Source organism: Shewanella kaireitica (genome assembly GCF_023284045.1).
Taxonomy (GTDB): domain Bacteria; phylum Pseudomonadota; class Gammaproteobacteria; order Enterobacterales; family Shewanellaceae; genus Shewanella; species Shewanella kaireitica.
Map to the genome: position 1 here is coordinate 477,838 of NZ_JAKIKQ010000003.1, position 21,607 is coordinate 499,444.

Below are 21,607 nucleotides of genomic sequence, written 5' to 3' on the forward strand. Positions count from 1 at the left end.
ATAGATACACGCGCATCTATGGAGTCTTTTTAACAAACGATTTTATCTTTCACTGCAAGACTCTATGGTAAGCAACTTATTTTGCAAAAACTTGAGCTGAGATAAAGTGTCGCTAAATCGAGGACGTAGTGCAGAATCGGTTTGCAGACAATCATCAGCAAACTGTCGTAACCTCGCCACAATCTCAAGTTGTTCAGTATGCTGCATCAATCGGTTATCCAGCAGATCTTCAATTAAGCAACCCAATGCCCTCACCTCAACGCTCTCCATCGCCTCTTGCTGCAATCCTGGGAGTAGCTTCAAGTTAGATGAGGCACCGAAGTCGCCAAAAAGCATATCAGCTTGGCTATTAATCATAGTATTGTGTGCATATACATCACCATGACTAATACCATTTTGATGCAAATGAGTCATCGCTGATGCCATCTGTATCAGCACCAATAAAACATGCTCAATGGACAGTTCCTGACCTTTAACAAAGGTGTCTCTAGTGCAAGTATCGAGTGAAGGCGGTAGACCAAGATTTGCAAAAGAGCTAGGGATAAGCTCCATCACGAGTCCAAGCTTGCCTGCATCTTCGATTTGAGCGACGACTTTAATTAGATTGTCTTGTGCGCCAGCCTGTAAGCAGCATGCAAGCTCATCAGACGGATAGCCATCACTTGTCACCTCACCTTTAAAAAGCTTAACCGCGATATTAACTGCAGAGCCTTTAAGTGACTGAGGCTGATTGAGCCACTTAGCACTGTAGATAATGCCAGAGGCACCTTGTCCTATCACTTGACCTAATTGAATATCAGCTAAAGGCACCGACTGCATCGGCTCGGCTGGCTTTGCATTGATTAAGCTTGCTTTATTGTCAGCACGCAATGCATTTCCACCGATGGCCAACCAAGCAAGTTTTGGTAATTGAAATAACCAATCTGGAAATTGTGTAAACTCATTGGCAGACAAACGAGCGAGCTCTAAATTAGTACAGTTTGCCATGCTGGAAGGTAACGCACTTAGCCTGTTACCCGCTAACGCGAGCTTTTGTAATCGCGTGAGTGAACCCATATCTTCAGGCAGAGAAGTTATCTGATTATCAGTCAAAATGAGCCAACGGGTCTGAACCGGCAGTGAGCCTGTCGCAACTGTTTTCAGCTTATTGGATTTAAAGCTTATCATCTCTAATTGAGGACAAGCTGCTATAATTGCTGGGACTTGTTCAAACTCATTACCAGTTAAGAACAGCAGCTTTAGTTTAGTTAAACAGGAGAAATTGTCTGGGAGCTGAGAAAGCTTATTCCCTGAAAGGTCTAGCACTTCTAACGTATCGGCAAGCGTAAAAATAGCATCAGGAAACTCAGTTAACTCCTCTGTTATAGTGAGTCGTTTTATACCTTTTAGTTCACCTGAAGCGAGTTGTGCCAAAGTATGCAAAATCTACTGCCTTTATTATTGATAATCGAAAAATAAAATTGGCGGCAATGGTAATACATCTCTAGTTAATGAGAAAGCTGCGATTAAAACTAAACCGATAATGGATATAGATAGTCCTAATAGTTAGTCCTAACAAATAATCCAAATAGATAGCTCTGCTTTAAGCTGATCCATATTTACTTTATAACGTATTGCTTTAGCATAAGTTAAGTCTGCTAAAACAGCAGTTGAGGTTGAGCCATAATGAAAAACAAGCACACCGCTAAAGTTCCGACAAGTCGCCTATCACGATTCTCCTCTTTAGGTGGATTAGCCTCTCGGCTAGCAGGCAATGTTATCCTTGCAGGTGCTAAAAAACTAACTCAGGGTCAAAAGCCATCGCTCAACGAATTAGTGATGACTCCGCAAAATATCACCCACATGGCCAATAAACTGGCAGAACTTCGCGGCGCAGCAATGAAAGTGGGGCAAATGTTGTCGATGGACTCAGGAGAACTGCTACCTAAAGAGTTAAGTGACATACTCTCTAAACTTCGCTCTGATGCTAAAGCAATGCCTCATAAGCAGTTAATCACCATTCTCAAATCAAATTGGGGCGACGATTGGCTCGACCCTTTTGCGCACTTTGAGCTATCGCCATTTGCAGCAGCCTCTATTGGACAGGTTCATCTAGCGACATTAAGCACAGGCGAAAAACTGGCTGTAAAACTGCAATACCCAGGGATCCGCAACAGCATTAACAGCGATATTGATAACGTTGCGACCATACTCAAATTATCTAACCTTATTCCAAGTAACGTACAGTTAGACCAGCTATTAACAGAGGCTAAAAAGCAGTTACATGTTGAAGCCGATTACCATAGTGAACTATTAATGCTGCAGCGGTTTCAATCTTTTATAAGCAACGGGAAGATTGCTGGAAATCACTTCTTAATACCGCAAGTTTACCCATCGCTGTGTAATCAGAATATTCTAGTCATGGAGTTTATCGAAGGGCAAAGCATTGAATCAGTAGCAGCACTTGCCCAGCCTATCAGGAATGAAGTGGCGACAAGACTACTTGAGCTATTTTTTAAAGAGCTGTTTTGCTTCAAACTTATGCAAACAGATCCTAACTTTGCCAATTATCAATACCAAAACACGAGCGGAAAATTAGTATTACTCGACTTTGGCGCCAGCCGAGTGATTCCAAATGCTTTATCGGAGCAATATAGACAGCTTATGTCAGCCAGCATTATCGATGATAGGTTAGCAATGGAAAGTGCAGCGCAAGGTATAGGGTTCTTCCAAGATTCAATTACTGCAACGCAGAAATCTCTGGTACTCGATATTTTTTATATGGCCTGCGAGCCGCTGCGATTTAATGGCGAGTATGACTTTAGCCACAATACCTTAGCCAGCAGGATTAAAGAGGCAGGCATGGCGATGAGCATGCAGAGTAATGAGTGGCACAGCCCTCCAGCCGATGCTATTTTTATCCACCGAAAACTAGCAGGCTTATATTTATTAGCGTCGCGCATAGGCGCTAAAGTCAACGTTAAACAGCTATTTGAAAACCTTTGATTAAAAATCAATTATATAGGTAACTCTACTTAGACTGGTATTTCATCGCACGCTCTGTTTTTAAAAGCTCTTGCCCTTGGGTAATCGCCATCACCGCTTTTGATTTAAATTCACGCCGATACAGGGTCACCACAACAAAGACACTCGCAACAATCAGCAACAGTGGATGGAAAAACCAACAGAGCGCCGCCATGGCAAAATAGTAACAACGCAGTCCGTAATTATAGGAGTGCGCAGCTTGATCTTGTACAACGGCCATCTGCTTAGCATAGCGACGTAAATTTTCATTTAGCCCGTCTTTGTCATACGGCGCAGCGCCAATCATCACATTGAGAAAACCATACTGACGCATTGACCAAGTAAACTGGAAAAAGGCCATTACGAAGATGAAAGTTAATACACCCAGCTTAACCTGCACCAACGCATGATTTGGATCCGCGGCATACGGAATCGAAGCAATGACAGCTTCTAAGCGCTCAACTTGAGCAAACAGTGTTAACACACCAGCAAGCACTAGCATGGTTGTGCTTGCGAAAAAGGAGATGTTACGTTCAAGGTTCGCCAGCAATGCCGCTTCACCGACCCTGATCTCTCGGCTAATCAGTTCGTACATCCAATGGATACGATGTTGATGCAAACAGCGAGCAATACAGTTAGTCGTTTTAGCCTTACTTTTAGCAAAACGAGCATAGCCAACCCAGCTAATAATAAAGCTCAAAATCGCTATCATATCTAGCACTGAAATAGTCATAACACTCTCAAAGAAGTTGATTAATGCAGCATTTACATTAGCTACAAACTAGGTTTTTAGTTTACTTTCGAGATCTGAACTAACGATTTTTAAAGCTGCCAATGCGACTTCTGGAGCGATATTATTGGACTCGAAAAGAAAAATAAGGTCCACTGCTAACTTTACCTCTGCAGGCGCAGCTGCCAATCCCGACTCATTACTATCACTCACACATTTACCCCACTAAATTCAATCAACAAATATCCCCACACTTTATAGCAGTCCTATTCTAACTGGCTTTAAATTAAAAAACAGGTTGAAAAAGAGGATAGAGTCGCAGGTACGTTTAGTTACTGCTCAGACAATTCAGGCGACTTAGGGTAAATCCATTTTTATTAAATAATTAACAACGAGCTCTATGGCAGTACCCGCACTAAGAGTGCTTTAAGGCTCTAAGCTAGCATAGTTTTTAAATAACTAGTGCTTGGTTATTACTTCAAGCAATGCTGTCTTTTCGAGTGGTTTGTGGAAGAAATAGCCTTGAATACTATCTACCTCTTTTTCACTGACAAAAGCCAGTTGAAGATGGCTTTCGACCCCTTCAACCGTAACATCTAAATTCAAAGCCCGACTTAATGCAACCACAGCAGAAACTAAAGCCGCCTGCTTTTTATCGTTAACATCTCTAATGAAGCTTTTGTCTATCTTAATAATATCTACAGGAAATTCACTTAAATAGGATAAAGATGAATAACCCGTGCCAAAATCATCAATGGCAATTTTTATCCCAAGCTCACGTAATTGGCTTAAAGAGTTAATCAAATGCACTTGCTCTTTCATCAGCAACGACTCTGTAATTTCTAAGGTTAGCTTATGAAAAGGGAACCCTTCTGGGAGAATTTTAGTTGCTGTTTCAGTTATTGAATTTATTAGGCAGTCTTGGAGGTCATGGGACCAAAATTCAAATGTAGAGACATTAATAGATATACCAATATCCAGCCCAAGCGCTTCAAATTCAAGTAAGGTTTTCATCGCCTCAACGCGCACCCAACGCCCTAATTCAATAATTAAACCACTTGCTTCTGCTGCGGGAATAAACTCGTCAGGTCTGACTAATCGTCCATCATGTCGCCAACGAACGAGTGCTTCGACATGGCGGATTTTATGTTGTTTAGCACACACTATTGGCTGGTAATGCAATTCAAATGCATCATTTTCAATCGCCAACTTCAGCGCATTAGTTAACTTTGCCGTCCGCTCTGCATCCGATTGCATCTGATCATTGAAAAAGTGAAACTGGTTTCGACCTTGCTCTTTGGCGCAAAATAACGCTTGGTCAGCACAGTTCAACAGCTGCTCTAAGCTACATGCATCTTGAGGAAATCTGCTAATACCAGCGCTCAATCGAGTAAACACCCGTTGATGAGAATCTAGCAAATACTCTTGTGAAATGACTTGATTGAGCTGTTGAACTAACTTTGATAACACCTCTGGGCACACTTCATCAGGAATAATGAGCGCAAACTCATCCCCACCAAGTCGCCCTAACACGTCGTTTTTTCCCATGCAGGCTTTAATTCTTTCAGCAACCTGAATAAGGACTTCATCTCCGAGCTTGTGGCCTAAGCTGTCATTGATCTGTTTGAAATTATCCAAGTCCATCAGAATAAAGCTGAAGCAAGCATATGGATTCAGTTTTGACATATTGATCTGTTGTTCAATTTTCTCAAACAGATGTGGCCGATTGACTAATTGGGTTAACGGATCAAACTTTGCTTGATAATGGATAGTTTCTGCAGCTGATTTCTTATCGGTAATATCTGAAAAAATCCATGCGTATGAATACTCAATGTCCTCAGACTCTTTAAATACCGTAACATTAACGTCGGCATAAAATGACTCATCATCAGCACGACGACCAATTAACTCTCCGTGCCAAGCATTACCACTCCTTATTTGCTCAAATAGATGGGCTAATTCGATGGAGGATTGCTCAAAAACACAATGTGGTTCAAACGCAGCTAGATCGGTTTTAGCCGAGTGCATAATATCAAAAAAAGAGGGGTTAGCATCAAGCACGGTGCCTTTGGCATCGGTGATTAACAACGCTAGCGGCATTTGATTAAAGATCCCCCCGCATAGGCGCTGGAATCTAGATGAGCGATCACGCTCAATAGCTAGGCTAGCTAAGAGTGCCGCTTCAGAGATCAATGCTAAGTCTTCAGCACGAGGGGCTTTAACTTCCTCATAATACATCGCAAAACTACCCAAGACCTCGCCTTCACCACTCAAGATAGGTTCCGACCAACAAGATTTTAACCCAACAGAGAGCGGCAACTCGCGATAAGGAGCCCAATTCTCATGAGAGGCAATATCTTCAACAATGACCCTTTGTCCCAAAAATGCAGCGGCTCCACAAGAGCCCACTTTCGGACCTATCTCAATACCATTGATAGCATTATTGTAACTATCCGAAATGCTCGGCGCTGCAGCTTTAAGCAAACGTTTTCCGTCAGAGCTAAGTAACAAAATAGAGCTTTTACTGCCGAAATTTTTCTCTTCGATAAGACGCACTATCGCATGTAAAACTGACTTTAACGAAGATTCGCCAAGCAACATAGTTAAGATGGTTGCATAGCGTTTTGCGCTAATGGCAGAGGTTTTTATAAGGCTTGGAAGATAATCATTTTTGGTACTATGAGCGCTCATTATTATTGTTATGCTCTACAGATCAATCAAAAATTACAACCTATCTTACCTCTAAAATGTCATCTTACAATCTGAATTAGTCTCCATTTTATAAAATCAGACAATACTCTCGGTATATTGCATACAATGAAGTAAAGCATCATTAAATTGCCAAATTTCAGAATAGATAACTAGTGTTTTTTTTATACAACAACTGAACCGTAAAGTTAAAAATATAGACTTATAATTAACTGTCAGGTGAATATAGCGAAATAGGAATCATTATTAGGTGTAGATACTCAGAAGTAACTGCAATAGTATCTTTAGCTTCCACATTACCAATTGCCTAGATATACTCGGCGGTATTACGCACTACCAACAAAATATTTAAGGTGACGCCCAATGGCAAAGATGGATTTCTCAGTAATTAATGACACCACAGCCAAATCTTTTATTGAACAAAAAAACCTAATAAAGAGAGTTTTTAAAGGCAACACTGTCCTCTGCCCAATATGTAAACAAGCGTTAGAAATGAAGCTGCCTGTAAAAGATCAGCAAGATACGCTTTCAGGGATCCGCTGCAAGAAAGGTTGTACTGATATCGAACTCGATATGGAATTAGTGCTATAAGATTTGTGCTGTCGTTCTGATTAGTTACTAAAAGTTCACAGTATTTTTGTGAGCTTTAAGCAAACCTGCACGCTTTCTATTTAACTTTCTATTTATGCAAATAGAAAGTTAAAGCCAATTAAAATTGGTAGGTTATCCCCAAGCCAAAGCCACTTGAAGCCATATCAAATATAAAGTTGTCGTCATCATAATCAACGTCTAAATACCTAAAGCTGTATTTTAGCGCCCAGTTCTCAGAGAGATCTTGGTTCATGGTTAAGTTCACTCCCCATGAAAAATCAGAGCCAATGCCGAAACCACCAACGTCGGCGCGACTAACAAGGTAAAAGCCCTCACTAAAGCTCCACTTATTTTTAATGCCGATCAGCGGATCATACCAATCATCGCCAAAACTTGGCTCTCTATTCAATTCAAAAAAACGAACCTCAAGTGTATTGCTGATATCGATAGCCCGCGCGCCTGCATAAGCATACCATTGATTGTTAGCTTTATTAGAGAAGCGGTAAGCCGCTACGATATCGAGCATCTTTTGTTTGGCAGTCAGTTCAGCTGAAGCAAAGTCTGTTTTGGTATCATATTTGAGTTTCATATAAACTAAGTCTAACCAAAATTGCCAGTCAGCTTTATTAGCCTGAAAGTTAAGCAGTGCAGCACCATCTAGGTTTTCAAAAATTTCGCTAAATGACATGTCCATATCAACAATAATTGGGATACCGTTTTCATCGATATAACCCGTTTGACCTTGCTGATTAACAAGCCAAAGGTAGGGGGATATTTCAAACTCCCAAGTCGCAGCTTTTACACTTTGAGTGACTAATAACAAAGAGGCTAACAAGCATGATAATAACCCATTTAATATTTTCGATTTAGAGATGTAAGACTTAAACATAGGCGTTCCGTTTCCATTGATGCAGTAAGCAATGACAAGCCAATACCTATTTGACTATTCCCAATTAAATGCGGTCAAGCGAAGAACTTAAGGTTATGAATCGTCGCTATAATTAGCTAATAGTAAGCGTAGTAGAAATTCAATGGATTACCTAAAATAGATCAGATGATTTGCAGAAAATATTCAATGCCTTTGAGCTATTCACTGTATGAGCTTTTATAGGCAATCATGTTGTAGACAAAAGTAACTGCGACAAATTAAGGAACGCCTTTGACTCTTCCGTTAACCGTTACCGCAGTTTTAATACTCAGCAGTAGCGAACTTGATACTGAAACCGTTAATGTGACAAAAATAGCGACTAGAATAACAATTTGATACTTAATCGCGATCAACGGATCGACGCCACCTAGAATCTGTCCAGTCATCATGCCCGGTAGGGTCACGAGTCCAGTCGTCGCCATTGAAGCCAATATCGGTGCAAAAGATTGCTGCATTGCAGATCTAATAAAAGGCAGCGCTGCTTGGTAGCTACTCGCACCAAGCGCAAGTGCTCCCTCATATTCAGGCTTCCTATCTTCAAAAGCGCCGAACAATCGCTGTAAAGCGACAATATTGCCGCTTAAACAGTTTCCCAACAACATTCCTGCTGTCGGTATCAAGTATTGAGCACTATATAGAGGTTCTGGAGATAACAAATAAACAATCATCAGCCATAGTATCGGAAACAAGCCAATAGACAGGCCAGTAAGTACAGGAAAATAGAGTAATCGTCGTGATAGCTTTGCTTTACTCACAATCGCACTTGCGCCAATTAACAACATCAACACTAACCATAGAAAATTGACCGACAGACTATTTAACTCAAATAAGTATTGCAGATAGACGCCAACTAAAATGAGTTGAACCAACATACGTATGACCGCATAAAGCATATCTTTATTCAAGCCGAGTTCGAAGTAGCGACTAATCGCAAACGGGATCAGCAATATAGTCATAAAGCCTGCTAACTGCCACCAGCTAATATCCATTGCAACTTTTCTCTAATGCTAATCTCGTTAACTAAGCAATATAATCGTAATTGTTGAAGAAATCTCGTTTATCAGCAGATATACCTTAATCACCAAAATCTACAGAACACCACGGCGAGTAATACATTGGATATTAAAAGTTATAATAATAAACAAAGGGTTAACTTGAGAGTTAAAACACTAAAAAGGCAAATAGTCAGAATATTTAGTCGAGACTAGCTCAATATTTCAAATTTGGATTAAACAAAACTTGATCAATATCTAATGATTTCATTATACGCCTTGTTAGACTCTGACCACTTTTCGTTATTAGAAAACTTGAATATGAAGCAATATCTACGTGAACGTTTCCTCAAATATGTCGGATTTAATACACAGTCTGACGGTGAACATCACAGCGTCCCAAGTACCCATAACCAGTTTGTATTTGCCCAATTCCTGCGTCAAGAGCTGGTCAGTTTAGGCTTTGATGAAGTACAACTCTCAGATAAGGGCTACTTAACAGCAACGGTTCCTGCAACGGTAGACAATGTTCCTTGTATTGGCTTCATCGCCCACTTAGATACAGCTCCAGATTACAGCGGCGATGAAGTGTCGCCACAAGTCATTGAAAACTACAATGGCCAAGCAATAGCGTTAGGCTTAGAAGAAACCCTTTCACCAGCTCAATTTGAAAGCCTCAACCAATATGTTGGCCAAACGCTCATAACTACCGATGGCACAACATTGCTCGGTGCAGACGATAAAGCTGGTATTGCAGAAATCATTACCGCTCTACACCACTTAATCACTCACCCAGAGATCCTTCACGGTAAAATTAGACTTTGCTTTACGCCTGATGAAGAGATTGGTCGCGGAGCAGACCACTTTGACGTCGAAAGCTTTGGCGCTAGCTGGGCGTATACTGTCGACGGTGGACAAGTTGGCGAGCTCGAATACGAGAACTTCAATGCCGCTACAGCAGTAATAACAGCAACAGGCAATAACTGCCATCCAGGCAGTGCGTTTGGCGTCATGATCAACGCTCAAACTATGGCAGCCCGCTTCCATGCAAAAATGCCATTAAAAGACACACCAGAATTTAGTGCTGACTATGATGGTTTTTTCCACCTTATAGGCATGGAAGGCGTCACAGAAAAAGCCACACTCACCTATATTATTCGAGATTTTGATTTAACACTGTTTGAACAAAGAAAACGCTGGTTAGCCGATTTAGTGGCAAAATATAATAGTGAGCTAAAAATAGGTAAGCTATCTATTGCACTTGAAGATTCTTATCTCAACATGAAACAGCAAATCTTGCCACACCCACATATTATCGATATTGCCAAACAAGCAATGCTTAACTTAGATATCACTCCTATCGTCAAGCCGATTAGAGGTGGTACTGACGGCGCACGTCTTTCCTATATGGGGCTCCCCTGTCCGAATATCTTCACCGGTGGCCACAATTTCCATGGAAAGCATGAATATGTTTGTCTCGAATCTATGGAAAAAGCAACGCTAACCATTATAGAGATAGCAAGATTGACAGCAATAGAGCAGCTACAAGCTTAATATCTGCGATAAAGTCTCCTAAGCAAATAAGTTAATGCCGATTCTAAAATCGGCATTTTTTATAAGTTGAGCCAAGGAAACTCCCGCTTTATCACTGTTGATTGATGGCAGAAAAGATGTAAATCGACTCTGTTTGCATCTACACTATTTACAACCTATTTAGATAAAGAAAGCCATTTATGAATGCAGCTATTATCGGTGCTACGGGTTTAATTGGTCAGCACCTACTGCAAAAGCTAATAGACTCTACTGCCTATAACAAAATTTATATGTTAGGCCGCCGCCAAGCTAGCTACCAGCCCTCTAGCACCACAGAGGTTATATTCATCGCCTGCCAATTAGACGAGCTCGCCACACTCTCATTACCAGAAAATATAGATCAAGCATTTTGCTGTTTGGGTACCACAATCAAACAAGCTGGGAGTCAAGATGCATTCATTGCCGTAGATAAAACCGCCGTTGTCGACTTCGTGCAATTATGTCAGGCAAACAGTAGCTTTATTGTCACCGCACTTGGGGCGAATGCTCAATCAAACTCTTTCTATAATCGAGTCAAAGGCGAGACTGAAGCGACATTAGAGTCTAATTTATCTGACAATCTGCAGACTGAAAGCGCAGTCCATAAGCTGGTATTTTTCCAGCCAAGTCTACTTATTGGCGAACGTACTGAACGGCGTCCGCTCGAATCTTTCGGGCAAACAATTTTTAATCTAATTTCTCCGCTATTTATTGGACTACTGAAACGTTATCAACCAATTGCGGCTGACAAGGTTGCCGCAGCAATGCTCAACCTCGCTCTCGGTTCACGCTCCAATGAGCCTAACCATCAGTCTATGAACACAATTGAGCCCAAAGTCATTAGGGTAAAAAATGAAGATATGCTGTGATTTGCCAAATTAAAGGCACATGGGGTTTATATCGTTAGAAGATAGATTAGAATGCCCTCCTCTTTTAAATTGAACGTCACAACTGCAGATGAAAATAAGCCAGCGCCTAAACTTAATTGAATCCATGGTAAACAACCGCTATGAGCATATATGGGATTGTTGCTGCGATCATGGCTTGTTAGGTGCCAAGCTATTAGATAATGATCGAGCTTCAGTGGTTCATTTTGTTGATGTTGTACCTGATTTAATGCGAGAAGTGAGCAATAAACTTGAGCGCTTTTACCCCGCTGCGGATGGGAAGGAACAGCGTTGGCAAGTACACTGCATAGATGTCGCGTTGTTACCATTGGTTAAAAGAACAAATAGCCAGCTGATCATCATTGCTGGAGTCGGCGGCGAACTGTTAATCAGCTTAGTCGACGCAATCATAGCTGCTCACCCACTGCAGCAACTTGAGTTTATCTTATGCCCTGTCCACCATATTTATGAAGTCCGTAAAGCGCTCAAAAACCTAGGACTTGGCTTAATTGATGAGCGTCTGCTAGAAGAAAACCGCCGCTTCTATGAGGTGCTGCATGTTTCGACTCACTCTAAAGTGCCAATATCATTGGTTGGTAGCCAGATGTGGGATTTAACCCGCACACTCGATCAGCGCTATTTGCAAAAAACCTTATCTCACTACCTGCGTATTGAGTCTGGTCAATTGAGCAGGCGAATTAGCACGATAACCTCAGTAACTGATGTTTCAGCTGAAGATGTGTCGAATATCATTAAGCAATATCAAGCACTGACACTCGACAAAAAGTAGTGTTTAGCTGCGCTCTAAAATGGCCTTAATTATTAGAGGCATTCAATAATCGTATCGCGTACAATCGGCGGCCAGTTGCTTTTCCCCTTGATATAACGCTTGCAAAACATTAGGCCTATTAAAACTATGCAGCTTTTAAGATCTACTATCCATCCTGACCTGGCGTCCCTCGCAGGTAATCGATTCCACCGCCAAGCAGCGCGCGGAATTATTCTTGATGGTGAGAATATTCTAATGCTATACACCGAGCGCTACCATGACTACAGTATTCCAGGGGGCGGTGTAGACGAAGGAGAAGATCTACGCCAAGGCTTAATCAGAGAGCTAGAGGAAGAAACCGGTGCCAAGCATATTGATGTCATCAGTGAGTTTGGTCTTTATGAAGAGTTTAGGCCTTGGTACAAGGATGGCTTTGACTTAGTACATATGGAGTCATTCTGTTTTGTATGCACCATTCATCCGGAACTGGGTGAAACACGGCTTGAAGATCATGAAATCCAAAATGGTATGCGCCCTTTATGGATCAATATCCATCAAGCCATTGCTCATAACGAGCACACCATAGCCAATAGCCCTAAAAAGGGAATGTCGATTGATCGTGAAACCTATTTGCTAAAACGCATAGTAAAAGAGCTGTTATAAACTCAAATTTGGCTCACAGCACGGCTATTGCGACTCCTTCACCACAATAGCCAACTCCAATCTTTTTATCTCTCGCTGCAGAGCATTACGATTAACCTCGTTAAAGGTCCACATCTTAATCGCTATCTGCATCATACTGCTTAGCAATAAGGTCACTCCCCAGCGGATCAGTTCAGGTACACTTTCGACCACAAAAAAGAACTGATAGCCCGACCATAACATAAGAGCACTTAATAACACGGCAATAATGCTCATCAATACCATCCAACCACCTAAGCGACCTTTGTAGGCATCGCCCAGCATCGCAAATAAAGATGCATCTGCGGTTTGCTGCTGACTCAATAGAGCCTTCTCTTTTGCTAGTTCTTGACGAATCTTTTTATCAATATCCATAACTAACTCTCCTGCTCCAAATGCTGTTTATATAGTTTTCTTGCTCTGAATAATCGTGATTTAACTGTACCTTTGGGGATCTCCAAAATTTTGGCTATTTCAGCAATGCTCAACTCCTCTAAATAGAATAAGTGTAATACTTGCCCTTCAAGCGGCGGCAGTTTTGAAAGCCCGTGCTTTAACCCTTCTATAGCTTCATCAGGCTTTATATCCACCGCCTCATACTTATGAACATCCACCTCTGTTAGGCTTTTATAGCGATTCTGTATTTTCAAATGATCCAGCACCTGCCAACGTACCAATTGAAACACCCATGCATTAATGGTTGCCGGGTCTTCGAGTTTATAAATCGTTTTCGACAGCTTTAACAGTGCATCTTGAACCGCATCTTGTGCCAATGTTGAGTCACCTGCAACCTTGGCAGCAAAACCTATCGCACTGGGATAAAAGTGTTGGCACAAAGCCGAGAAAGCCTGTTTATCTCCCGCTTGAGCTTCTAATACCCACAACTCAATCTGCGCTTGCTGCATAGGCTCTATATCACTCCACTTATCATTTACAATAAAGACGACTGGTAAATATAAAAGGTTCATCAGAAATGAAAAAAGGGAGCAAATGCTCCCTTTTCATTAGTAAAACATTAGAAATAAACGAACAAGTTGATGATCATTGCGTTGATAATATCAATAAAGAATCCACACACTAACGGCACTATAATAAACGCTCTGTGCGCCGCACCGTATTGCTGAGTCACAGCAGTCATGTTAACAATTGCGGTTGCAGTTGAACCGAGAGTAACGCCGCCAAAACCTGAACAGATCACCGCAGCTTCATAATCTTTGCCCATTAAGCGAAACACGACAAAAATAGTAAACACTACCGAAAGCAGCACTTGTAGGGTCATGATCACTGATATGTATAGTAAACTACCTTCCAGTTCCCAGATTTTCAGGCTCATCAGTGCCATGGTTAAAAACATCCCAAGGCAGATATCTTGAATTAGAGATAAACCTCGAGACGCATCTTCGATATACGTTCTGTCTTTTTTCTTACGACGATTTATTATTGCTCGCCCTAAATTACCGATGATTATCCCCGCCAGCAAACAAGCTACAAACATAGGTAGTTTCAAACCCGCTTCTTGCATAGCTAGATCAATAAAGTAGCCAATAATCAGTGTCACGTTAAGCCATAACCAAGCGCGTAATACGCCGAAGTAATCAACCTTCATATGTGAAGTGTTATTTTGATGGCTGGTACCAATATCAAGCTCTTCGTTAGTGTTGGCTTTAACCTGATGACGCTTCATCAAGTAAGCTGCGATTGGACCGCCAATCACACAGGCAGATATTAGCCCCAAGGTGTTTGATGCGATGCCCAGTTCGCTGGCGTTAGTGATCCCCAACTCTTCAACAAAAGTCGGTGTCCAAGCCATCGCAGTGCCTACACCGCCAATAAGTGAAATCGACCCGGACATCAAGCCTGCTTTGGGATCTAATCCAAACAGCGTCGCAACAGTTACTCCGGTGAAATTCTGTAAAAAGATAAACACGCTTGCTAATACAATCAGGATCAGTAAAGGCTTGCCTCCTTTAAGTAAGGTGGCAAAATCAGCTTTCAAACCAATCCCTGCAAAAAAATAGAGCAATAAGGTATCTCTTACCGCGAGGTTGAACTCAATTTGAATATCAAATGCGTAATACAAAACGCCAACGGCCGCGGCACAGGCAAAACCTCCGACAACAGGCTCTGGAATGCTGTATTTACGCAGCAATTCATAACGAGAGATAATCCCTTTACCAATAAACAGCGCAATGATGGCAAGTGTGAAAGACACAAAATCTTTGATCTCTACTAACTGTGGTTCCATAAAAATTGTTATCTCCAAAAATGCTTAGATAAAAACTCAATACGATCATTTGATATAGCGCCAAAACGCAGCAAAAGGTTAAATAGATGTTATTAATACTGAAGTTAACAGGTTTTCACTAATCCGCAATAGCGACGCTGTGGATTTATCAACAACGGATCACGTCACTTATCTCTCTTTACGAATTCGAATAGGCTAAGGTTAGCGTTACAGAAAACTTTAACAACGGCTAGTTTCAATCAAGCTAATCAGCTTAGAGTGCCCAACTGCTCGTCTGTAGGTTATTTGATATGGCAATAAAAAACGGCCAATCGGCCGTTTTATATTAAAATCTATTTTTCAGGCTGAGGCGGGTAGCTTTGTAACAATGCACCAATGGCAGTGTTAACAACTTCAACGCGCTCTTCCGGCGTATCTTTATCGCGCACAGTATCAGCTACAGAACCGCGCCACATCAACTTACCAGACTTGGTATCGACCAAATCAACAATCAATGTCCCAACTTCATATTCACGCACTGTTGTTTGAGTATGGCCCATGCCCATTCCTCTACCCCAGCCAGCGCCATAATATGGGTTGTAACCATAGTTACTATTAAAGGTATCGACATTAATTTTCTTATCGACTTTAGTCAGGTAGTTAACTAATACATCCGCTTTGTCTGCAGCAACTAAACTTAACCCCTTAAGCTGCAGCTGGTCATTAACCGCTGCACGTATACGTTGATCCATTAATCCATCAAGATGGTATGCCGCTTTATCAGTCTTTTTTTCAACCCAAGCATAGGTTTTAACATCTGCGAAATTCACTCCTGGATCATAATCAGAGCTTGTCTTAAGTGAACTACAAGCACTAAGTGCTAATGCAGCAATAATAACTAATATCTTTTTCATCTTCTCTCCACCATGCCAACGGCATTCAGACACTGTTTTAAATAAGCTTACATAGCAATCTATTAATCTACAACTCAATTTTAGTAAATCAGCTTCTGGTTCAGCTTGACTTAAGCAAACAAGTTAATGATAATGATTATCAATTACTATTTAATAGGCTTTTTATTATGCTTTGGTTCATTGTCGCGATTATTGCTGCCAGTATTATGTTTTTCTTTACGCCAGAAAAAGCGATTCAACATGCTGACAATAGCCCCTCTTTCTTTAATAAGCTAAGCCAGCATTCACTGCTACTGTTACCCATTACCGTTCTGACTTGGTTGGTTGTTGCTATCATTAGTGCTCCTATCACCCCCTTTGCTGGCACTGCAGTCGGATTTGTACTCACTTCCTGCGCAGTCGCTTTACCTCAGTTGCACAGATACCTCGCAGTGATAGCAAGCTTAACCTTTGCAGCATTACTAATAGAGCTTGCGTTATACCTCTAGCCTTATTTTAATTCGCCAATGGCATTAGCGATTGGCGAAAGAAGATATCCACTCATTTGACTCCCGCTTCAACTGCATCTTTGTTAAACTACGCTTATCAGTAATTCATCAATAATATTTATGAAATCCGATCCGAACGTCTCATTAGTCTACAGCACCGATATTGGCAGAATCACCGAAGAAAAAGCGACTCAAAGTGCGCCTACTGGTGACGGCATTGTCAGAATACATAAAGACAGCAAAGGCCGAAAAGGAAAAGGTGTGTCGGTAATTAAAGGGCTAGGCCTCGCAGAAAAAGAGCTTAAAGCCCTTGCACAAAAATTAAAGAAGCAGTGCGGCTGTGGCGGTACTGTCAAAGATTTCTGTGTTGAAGTGCAAACAGATAATAGAGAGCAACTTAAAACGTTACTCGAAAAGTTAGGTTACACAGTAAAGCTTGCTGGCGGCTAACCACTAAGGACGTTTTATGGATAGCTTGGAAAATCAATTTCTTATCGCAATGCCCTCTTTAAATGATACTTTTTTCGAACGCTCATTGATCTATATCTGTGAACATGATGAAAAAGGCGCTATGGGGATTATGATTAACCGCCCTAGCGGCATCATCGTCGATGAACTGTTACAACAGATGGAACTCGCGGAAGAACCTCAACCTGTAACCTCACTCGGTAGAGAAGTACTTGTAGGTGGCCCTGTTAATCCTGAGCGCGGCTTTGTGCTGCATACCAACCAAGATTGCTGGAGCAATAGCGATCCCATTACCGACTCGCTGATGCTAACCACTTCCCAAGATATTCTTAGTTGTTTAGGATCAGATAAAGCGCCCGATAAATTTCTTATCGCGCTAGGATATGCCGGCTGGACAAGAGGTCAACTAGAGCAAGAGATAGCGGATAACTCTTGGTTATCAGTTCCCGCAACAGCAGAGCTTCTATTTGATATTGAACATGAGGAGCGTTGGCAACTAGCAGCAGAGTCACTCGGCTTCGATATCTGGCAACTGTCCAACCTTGCTGGACATGCATAGTAAGGAATCGGGAATAACAAATGAGTTCACAAACTGTATTAGGTTTTGATTACGGTACAAAAAGTATTGGTATTGCAATTGGCCAACAACTAACAGCAAGCGCACGGCCGTTAATGTCTATTAAAGCGGTTGATGGCATTCCTAAGTGGGAAGAGATTGAAGCAATTATCACGGAATGGAAACCCGACTTAATTGTGGTGGGGTTACCTCTCAATATGGATGGCACTGAACAAGAGATAACGCTGAGGGCCAAAAAATTTGGTAACAGGCTAAATGGCCGTTTCGGTGTCAAAGTGGTTACTCAAGATGAGCGCTTAACAACAGCTGATGCTAAAGCACGACTTTTTGAGATGGGTGGCTATAAAGCGCTAACCAAAGGCCAAGTCGATGCCATGTCTGCAGTATTGATTATTGAAAGCTACTTTGAAAACCAATATGGATAAGCTCTATAACCTACAAACAAAAAAGCAGCTTACAAGCTGCTTTTTCGCTTAAGAAACATTAAAAATAAAAGGTTGAGATTAATCTTTAGAATCTGCTTCTTCTTTCTCTTGCTTTTCTTCCTCAAGCTGTTTAATCAACAGCTCTAATCGCAGCTTTTCTAACTCCTCACTGCTAGCGACTTTAGCCTCCCACTCAGGTTCCCCTTCCAACGCCTTTGCCCCCGAATAGGCACTATAAGACAACGCTGATAAAGCAGACACGCAAAGTATAAAACCAGCTGACGTGATATTTTTCATTATTACTTCCTTGTAGTTTAGGTTTAGAGTGACATCCTGCTACTCTTTAATTTGATTACTTATTAAACATATCAGCCACTTTCAAAATTTCCACCTTGATAAGGCTATAAATTTTTTAGTGCTCTATACTTTTCCTTAATTTTAGAAATAAAAAAACCGAGGTAACTAATCACCTCGGCTGTTTTCAACGCTTATCGTTAATCTGCTTTTTTATACTCAGTGTAAGCTTCACCCTCTTTAAGCCACTGAGGTGCTGGTTTTCCTTTTAAGTAGTGATCAAAATATTCCATCATTCGAATACTGTAATCTAGCTTATTAGGATACTTTTTAAGGTGATGAGGTTCATCTTGATACTGCAGGAATACCACATCTTTACCAGCGCGACGCATCGCTAAATACAGCTCAACACCTTGCTCCCAGGGCACGGCATCATCTTTATCACCAAACATAATCATCATCGGCGTGTTAATTCGTTCAACATAAAATACTGGCGAATTCTCGATGTACTTTTGCGGTGATTTGAATAGGCTTTCACCTATACGGCTTTGACCGGTTTCATACTGAAACTGCCTTGCTAAACCACTACCGTGACGTATGCCACTGTATGCACTGGTCATATTAGATACAGGGGCACCTGAGACTGCAGCCCTAAATATATTGGTTTTAGTCACCGCAAAAGCAGTTTGGTAGCCCGCCCAAGAATGCCCTTGGATCCCAACGCCTTGTGGGTCGGCAATACCGATATCAATCAGGTGTTGCACCCCAGAAGTTAACGCTTGTACAGAGCTATCTCCAGGGTAACCGACTTCAAAGCGGATATCAGGTAGAAAGACCGCATAACCATTATCAGCGAACCAAGCAAAGTTCGGTCGATGATTAAGTTTCATTTGCGGGAACGAATGTAATCTGTCACTCATAAAGCGATAGTAATAAACGAGTACCGGGTAACGCTGACCTTCAACGTAGTTAGTCGGCTTAATCAGCACACCATCAAGCGGCTTACCATCGCCATTGGTCCATTGTACTAACTCAGACTTCCCCCAGTTAAATGCCCGTCTTTGTTTATCAAAATCTGTCTGACGGGTTGCGTTCTGTGGTGATAAATAGTCAGCGGTATAAAGATCAGGGAAGAGATCATATTGTTCTTTCGAGAACACCACGGTTTCCGCATCTTTACTGCGAGCTAGAAGCTTCAACTTGTAGTCACCGCCTACAAGTTTAGTCACGCCTGCAGTGCCTATTTGCGCTTGATAAAAACCATCACCTTTGGTGATATCACTATAACCCTGTAAAAGCACCTGTTGGTTATTGCTCAATACACTCGGACTGTCTTTATCCTCAACCAATCCAGTCACACGATATTGCACTCTCTCTTTACGTCCCTTGCCTGCCGTCAGGTTAAAGGCCTCATGGGAAAGAGTATTTAACTGCCAGATGTCAAACTTGTCGTAAATAAGCAGCCCTGAGTCATCAGCGAGCCACGGACCGAAACCATACCCAGGCGCATTCGATGGATAATCATGGTCTTCATCGGCAAAGGATACCCCTAAGCTCTTAGTAACATTAATTTTCCTATCATTAGCAATTTCGTATAGGAAAGCATTTCCTTGCAGGTAATAAGCAACAAACTTTTCATTGGGTGATAGAACAGGCTCTGACCCACTGCTCTGTTGACTCAACACTGGAATTTTACGACCAGTATTGATATCGACTAAATAAAAATCTCGATAAAAGCCAGCCCAAGTGATCATCTTTCTATAGGGTAAATCGGAACTTGCCAGTGCATAACGCTGCTGTTGTTGAATCTCTACATCAGGAACTTGCAAATCTGCAAGTTGCACCAGATTATTACCAGTAACATGCAGCACTGCTAGATAAGTACGCTTAAGCTCTTTTTTATACTGTTTTACTTCATGAGGCTTTATACGAGGATCTTCACCATGCCAAACACGCAGCGCTCGCTGACCAGTAATGACACCTTGATCATAAAGGTCTGCTTCTTTTTCAACTTTTGCTAACTCGATTTGTTGGCTGACCTGTGGCACACGTCCGAAAAACAGGCGTTGACTGTCATCTGAGAAGCGTAAAGAAGCGTAACGATTTAAAGTCCAATCTTTTGATGTCGGTGTAGTAGTAACACTCCCAGACTCAATATTGAACAAAGATAATGAATATTCACGCCCGAATGGCGCTTGTTTAGCATCACCGAAAGTAAAACCTAAGTACTTACCGTCGTCACTCAAGGCCAATGATCCAAGCTGTTGCTGTTTTAAGCTATGGACTATTTTGGCGCTATTGTTAGCCAAACTGACTAACCTTAGTTCGTGTTTGTCAGCCTCGACATTATTTATTGCAAGCGCAAAGTGCTTACCTGCCTTGTCAAAATTAAATGCGGTCACATCTTTAAAAGTAATCGATTTCAGCTCATCAAGTGCAACAAGCTCAACGGTTGAGCCTTTGTCGTAATCATCAACTTTAATGTCTTTTTTACTTGTTTCATCGCTGTCTTTAGCTTTAGTCTCTTTTTTCTTGTCTTCGGCTTCATACCAAATGGCAATATGTGAGCCGGTTTCGTTAAATTCAAACGACTTAACCCGCTCATAACGCAGCTCTTTGCCCGTATTAGTATCGACTAACACCATACCTGACTTTAGTTGCTTCTTTTCTTTCTTCGATGCCATCTCAGTTGTCAGCAAAGGTTGTTTGTCAACAAAGGCAACATAACGACCGTCATGGCTTACCTTTGGCTTACTCCCCCCTTTTACACTAAACTCTTTTTTCATGGTCAGGTTTTTGACTAAACCGCGGCTATCGCCTCTGTCTGGTGAAACCTCAACCGCCAGAGTTGTGCCTGTATCCGAGATCACAGGTTTACTGAGTGATTCGAATCGCATGATGTCGTCAGGAGTGATTGAATGGGTCGCGGCATAGAGGCTTGCTGGTAATAGACTCGCCGAAAATAACAGCAGAGATTTCATAGGTAATGACTTCAAGGTCTTCCTCATTTTTATATAGTTATTAGACTAAAGTAGACTTTTTTAACCTTTAACGATCAATCATCGTCATTAGCGGTGATTTATGCAAGTTACCCTACAGAAAAAAACGTGAGATTGCTCACCTTTTCCTGTGAAAAGTGTTTAAAAGTGTTTAAAATACGTCGCACAAAACGAAAATAATACTAAGGGATGTTGCTACTCCTTTAATGGAAGCTGTTGCCCTTGAATAAATGCTGATATGACTCAGATGTTTACACGTCAGGCATGACCTAAAACAAAGATGAAGCCAGTATTTCTTCAAGTGCAGCATGATTGGCAACAGACCTTTAATCACTTGCTATGTCCTTAAGACATGG

22 protein-coding genes are annotated in these 21,607 nt (G+C 41.5%); 10 read left to right on the plus strand and 12 right to left on the minus strand.

Going from position 1 to position 21,607, the window contains the following annotated elements; genetic code table 11:
• Window positions 1-42: 42 nt before the first annotated feature.
• On the minus strand, window positions 43-1,422 hold the full coding sequence (locus L2730_RS06925; RefSeq protein ID WP_248973920.1) for a leucine-rich repeat-containing protein kinase family protein: 1,380 nt from the start codon (window positions 1,420-1,422) through the stop codon (window positions 43-45).
• 243 nt (window positions 1,423-1,665) lie between these two features.
• Here L2730_RS06925 and L2730_RS06930 point away from each other — a divergent pair, with 243 nt between their 5' ends.
• Complete coding sequence (locus tag L2730_RS06930) at window positions 1,666-2,985, plus strand: ABC1 kinase family protein (protein WP_248973921.1); 1,320 nt, start codon at window positions 1,666-1,668, stop codon at window positions 2,983-2,985.
• A 25-nt stretch (window positions 2,986-3,010) separates the two neighbouring features.
• Here L2730_RS06930 and L2730_RS06935 read toward each other — a convergent pair whose 3' ends face one another.
• The 3 genes from L2730_RS06935 to L2730_RS06945 form a co-directional block, all read right to left on the minus strand.
• On the minus strand, window positions 3,011-3,736 hold the full coding sequence (locus tag L2730_RS06935) for a DUF599 domain-containing protein (protein ID WP_248973922.1): 726 nt from the start codon (window positions 3,734-3,736) through the stop codon (window positions 3,011-3,013).
• A 48-nt stretch (window positions 3,737-3,784) separates the two neighbouring features.
• Complete coding sequence (gene rsmS / locus L2730_RS06940) at window positions 3,785-3,946, minus strand: pleiotropic regulatory protein RsmS (RefSeq protein ID WP_220737433.1); 162 nt, start codon at window positions 3,944-3,946, stop codon at window positions 3,785-3,787.
• A 246-nt stretch (window positions 3,947-4,192) separates the two neighbouring features.
• Complete coding sequence (locus L2730_RS06945) at window positions 4,193-6,424, minus strand: putative bifunctional diguanylate cyclase/phosphodiesterase (RefSeq protein WP_248973923.1); 2,232 nt, start codon at window positions 6,422-6,424, stop codon at window positions 4,193-4,195.
• 381 nt (window positions 6,425-6,805) lie between these two features.
• Between L2730_RS06945 and L2730_RS06950 the strand changes: the two genes are divergently transcribed.
• Window positions 6,806-7,033, plus strand: a complete 228-nt coding sequence (locus L2730_RS06950) for a hypothetical protein (protein ID WP_248973924.1) — start codon at window positions 6,806-6,808, stop codon at window positions 7,031-7,033.
• 118 nt (window positions 7,034-7,151) lie between these two features.
• Here the strand turns inward: L2730_RS06950 and L2730_RS06955 are convergent, their stop codons facing one another.
• Together L2730_RS06955 and L2730_RS06960 are read right to left on the minus strand one after the other, a co-directional pair.
• Entirely contained in the window at window positions 7,152-7,922 is a 771-nt protein-coding gene (locus L2730_RS06955) for a hypothetical protein (RefSeq protein ID WP_248973925.1), read from the minus strand.
• A 257-nt stretch (window positions 7,923-8,179) separates the two neighbouring features.
• The gene (locus L2730_RS06960; RefSeq protein WP_248973926.1) at window positions 8,180-8,950 is read right to left on the minus strand and encodes an ABC transporter permease; all 771 of its coding nucleotides are present in this window, start codon (window positions 8,948-8,950) and stop codon (window positions 8,180-8,182) included.
• Window positions 8,951-9,274: 324 nt separating this feature from the next.
• On the opposite strand from L2730_RS06960, the gene pepT reads away from it, so the two are divergent.
• The 4 genes from pepT (at window position 9,275) to L2730_RS06980 (ending at window position 12,844) form a co-directional block, all read left to right on the plus strand.
• Window positions 9,275-10,507 (plus strand): peptidase T, encoded by a 1,233-nt coding sequence (gene pepT / locus L2730_RS06965; protein WP_248973927.1) that lies wholly within the window; start codon window positions 9,275-9,277, stop codon window positions 10,505-10,507.
• 179 nt (window positions 10,508-10,686) lie between these two features.
• Complete coding sequence (locus L2730_RS06970; RefSeq protein ID WP_248973928.1) at window positions 10,687-11,394, plus strand: NAD-dependent epimerase/dehydratase family protein; 708 nt, start codon at window positions 10,687-10,689, stop codon at window positions 11,392-11,394.
• A gap of 88 nt (window positions 11,395-11,482) precedes the next feature.
• Entirely contained in the window at window positions 11,483-12,202 is a 720-nt protein-coding gene (locus L2730_RS06975; RefSeq protein WP_248973929.1) for a tRNA (adenine(22)-N(1))-methyltransferase, read from the plus strand.
• A gap of 126 nt (window positions 12,203-12,328) precedes the next feature.
• Complete coding sequence (locus L2730_RS06980) at window positions 12,329-12,844, plus strand: NUDIX hydrolase (protein WP_248973930.1); 516 nt, start codon at window positions 12,329-12,331, stop codon at window positions 12,842-12,844.
• 24 nt (window positions 12,845-12,868) lie between these two features.
• Here the strand turns inward: L2730_RS06980 and L2730_RS06985 are convergent, their stop codons facing one another.
• The 4 genes from L2730_RS06985 to L2730_RS07000 form a co-directional block, all read right to left on the minus strand.
• A complete protein-coding gene (locus tag L2730_RS06985; protein WP_248973931.1) occupies window positions 12,869-13,237 on the minus strand; it encodes a DUF6768 family protein in 369 nt (122 codons plus the stop codon).
• Window positions 13,238-13,239: 2 nt separating this feature from the next.
• Window positions 13,240-13,830: an RNA polymerase sigma factor gene (locus L2730_RS06990; RefSeq protein ID WP_248973932.1), complete on the minus strand. Its 591-nt coding sequence runs from the start codon at window positions 13,828-13,830 to the stop codon at window positions 13,240-13,242.
• A gap of 47 nt (window positions 13,831-13,877) precedes the next feature.
• Complete coding sequence (gene gltS / locus L2730_RS06995; protein ID WP_020913633.1) at window positions 13,878-15,107, minus strand: sodium/glutamate symporter; 1,230 nt, start codon at window positions 15,105-15,107, stop codon at window positions 13,878-13,880.
• 332 nt (window positions 15,108-15,439) lie between these two features.
• Entirely contained in the window at window positions 15,440-16,000 is a 561-nt protein-coding gene (locus tag L2730_RS07000; protein ID WP_020913634.1) for a DUF4136 domain-containing protein, read from the minus strand.
• Window positions 16,001-16,167: 167 nt separating this feature from the next.
• Here L2730_RS07000 and L2730_RS07005 point away from each other — a divergent pair, with 167 nt between their 5' ends.
• The 4 genes from L2730_RS07005 (at window position 16,168) to ruvX (ending at window position 17,958) form a co-directional block, all read left to right on the plus strand.
• Window positions 16,168-16,488, plus strand: coding sequence for a hypothetical protein (locus L2730_RS07005; protein WP_248973933.1), 321 nt, complete (start codon window positions 16,168-16,170; stop codon window positions 16,486-16,488).
• A gap of 120 nt (window positions 16,489-16,608) precedes the next feature.
• Entirely contained in the window at window positions 16,609-16,938 is a 330-nt protein-coding gene (gene yciH / locus L2730_RS07010; RefSeq protein WP_248973934.1) for a stress response translation initiation inhibitor YciH, read from the plus strand.
• A gap of 16 nt (window positions 16,939-16,954) precedes the next feature.
• Window positions 16,955-17,515, plus strand: coding sequence for a YqgE/AlgH family protein (locus L2730_RS07015; protein WP_220737254.1), 561 nt, complete (start codon window positions 16,955-16,957; stop codon window positions 17,513-17,515).
• 20 nt (window positions 17,516-17,535) lie between these two features.
• A complete protein-coding gene (gene ruvX / locus L2730_RS07020) occupies window positions 17,536-17,958 on the plus strand; it encodes a Holliday junction resolvase RuvX (RefSeq protein WP_248973935.1) in 423 nt (140 codons plus the stop codon).
• A gap of 78 nt (window positions 17,959-18,036) precedes the next feature.
• Here ruvX and L2730_RS07025 read toward each other — a convergent pair whose 3' ends face one another.
• Both L2730_RS07025 and L2730_RS07030 read right to left on the minus strand, forming a co-directional pair.
• Window positions 18,037-18,255, minus strand: a complete 219-nt coding sequence (locus tag L2730_RS07025) for a hypothetical protein (RefSeq protein ID WP_248973936.1) — start codon at window positions 18,253-18,255, stop codon at window positions 18,037-18,039.
• A gap of 197 nt (window positions 18,256-18,452) precedes the next feature.
• Window positions 18,453-21,248, minus strand: a complete 2,796-nt coding sequence (locus L2730_RS07030; RefSeq protein WP_248973937.1) for an alpha/beta hydrolase family protein — start codon at window positions 21,246-21,248, stop codon at window positions 18,453-18,455.
• Window positions 21,249-21,607 lie beyond the last annotated feature (359 nt).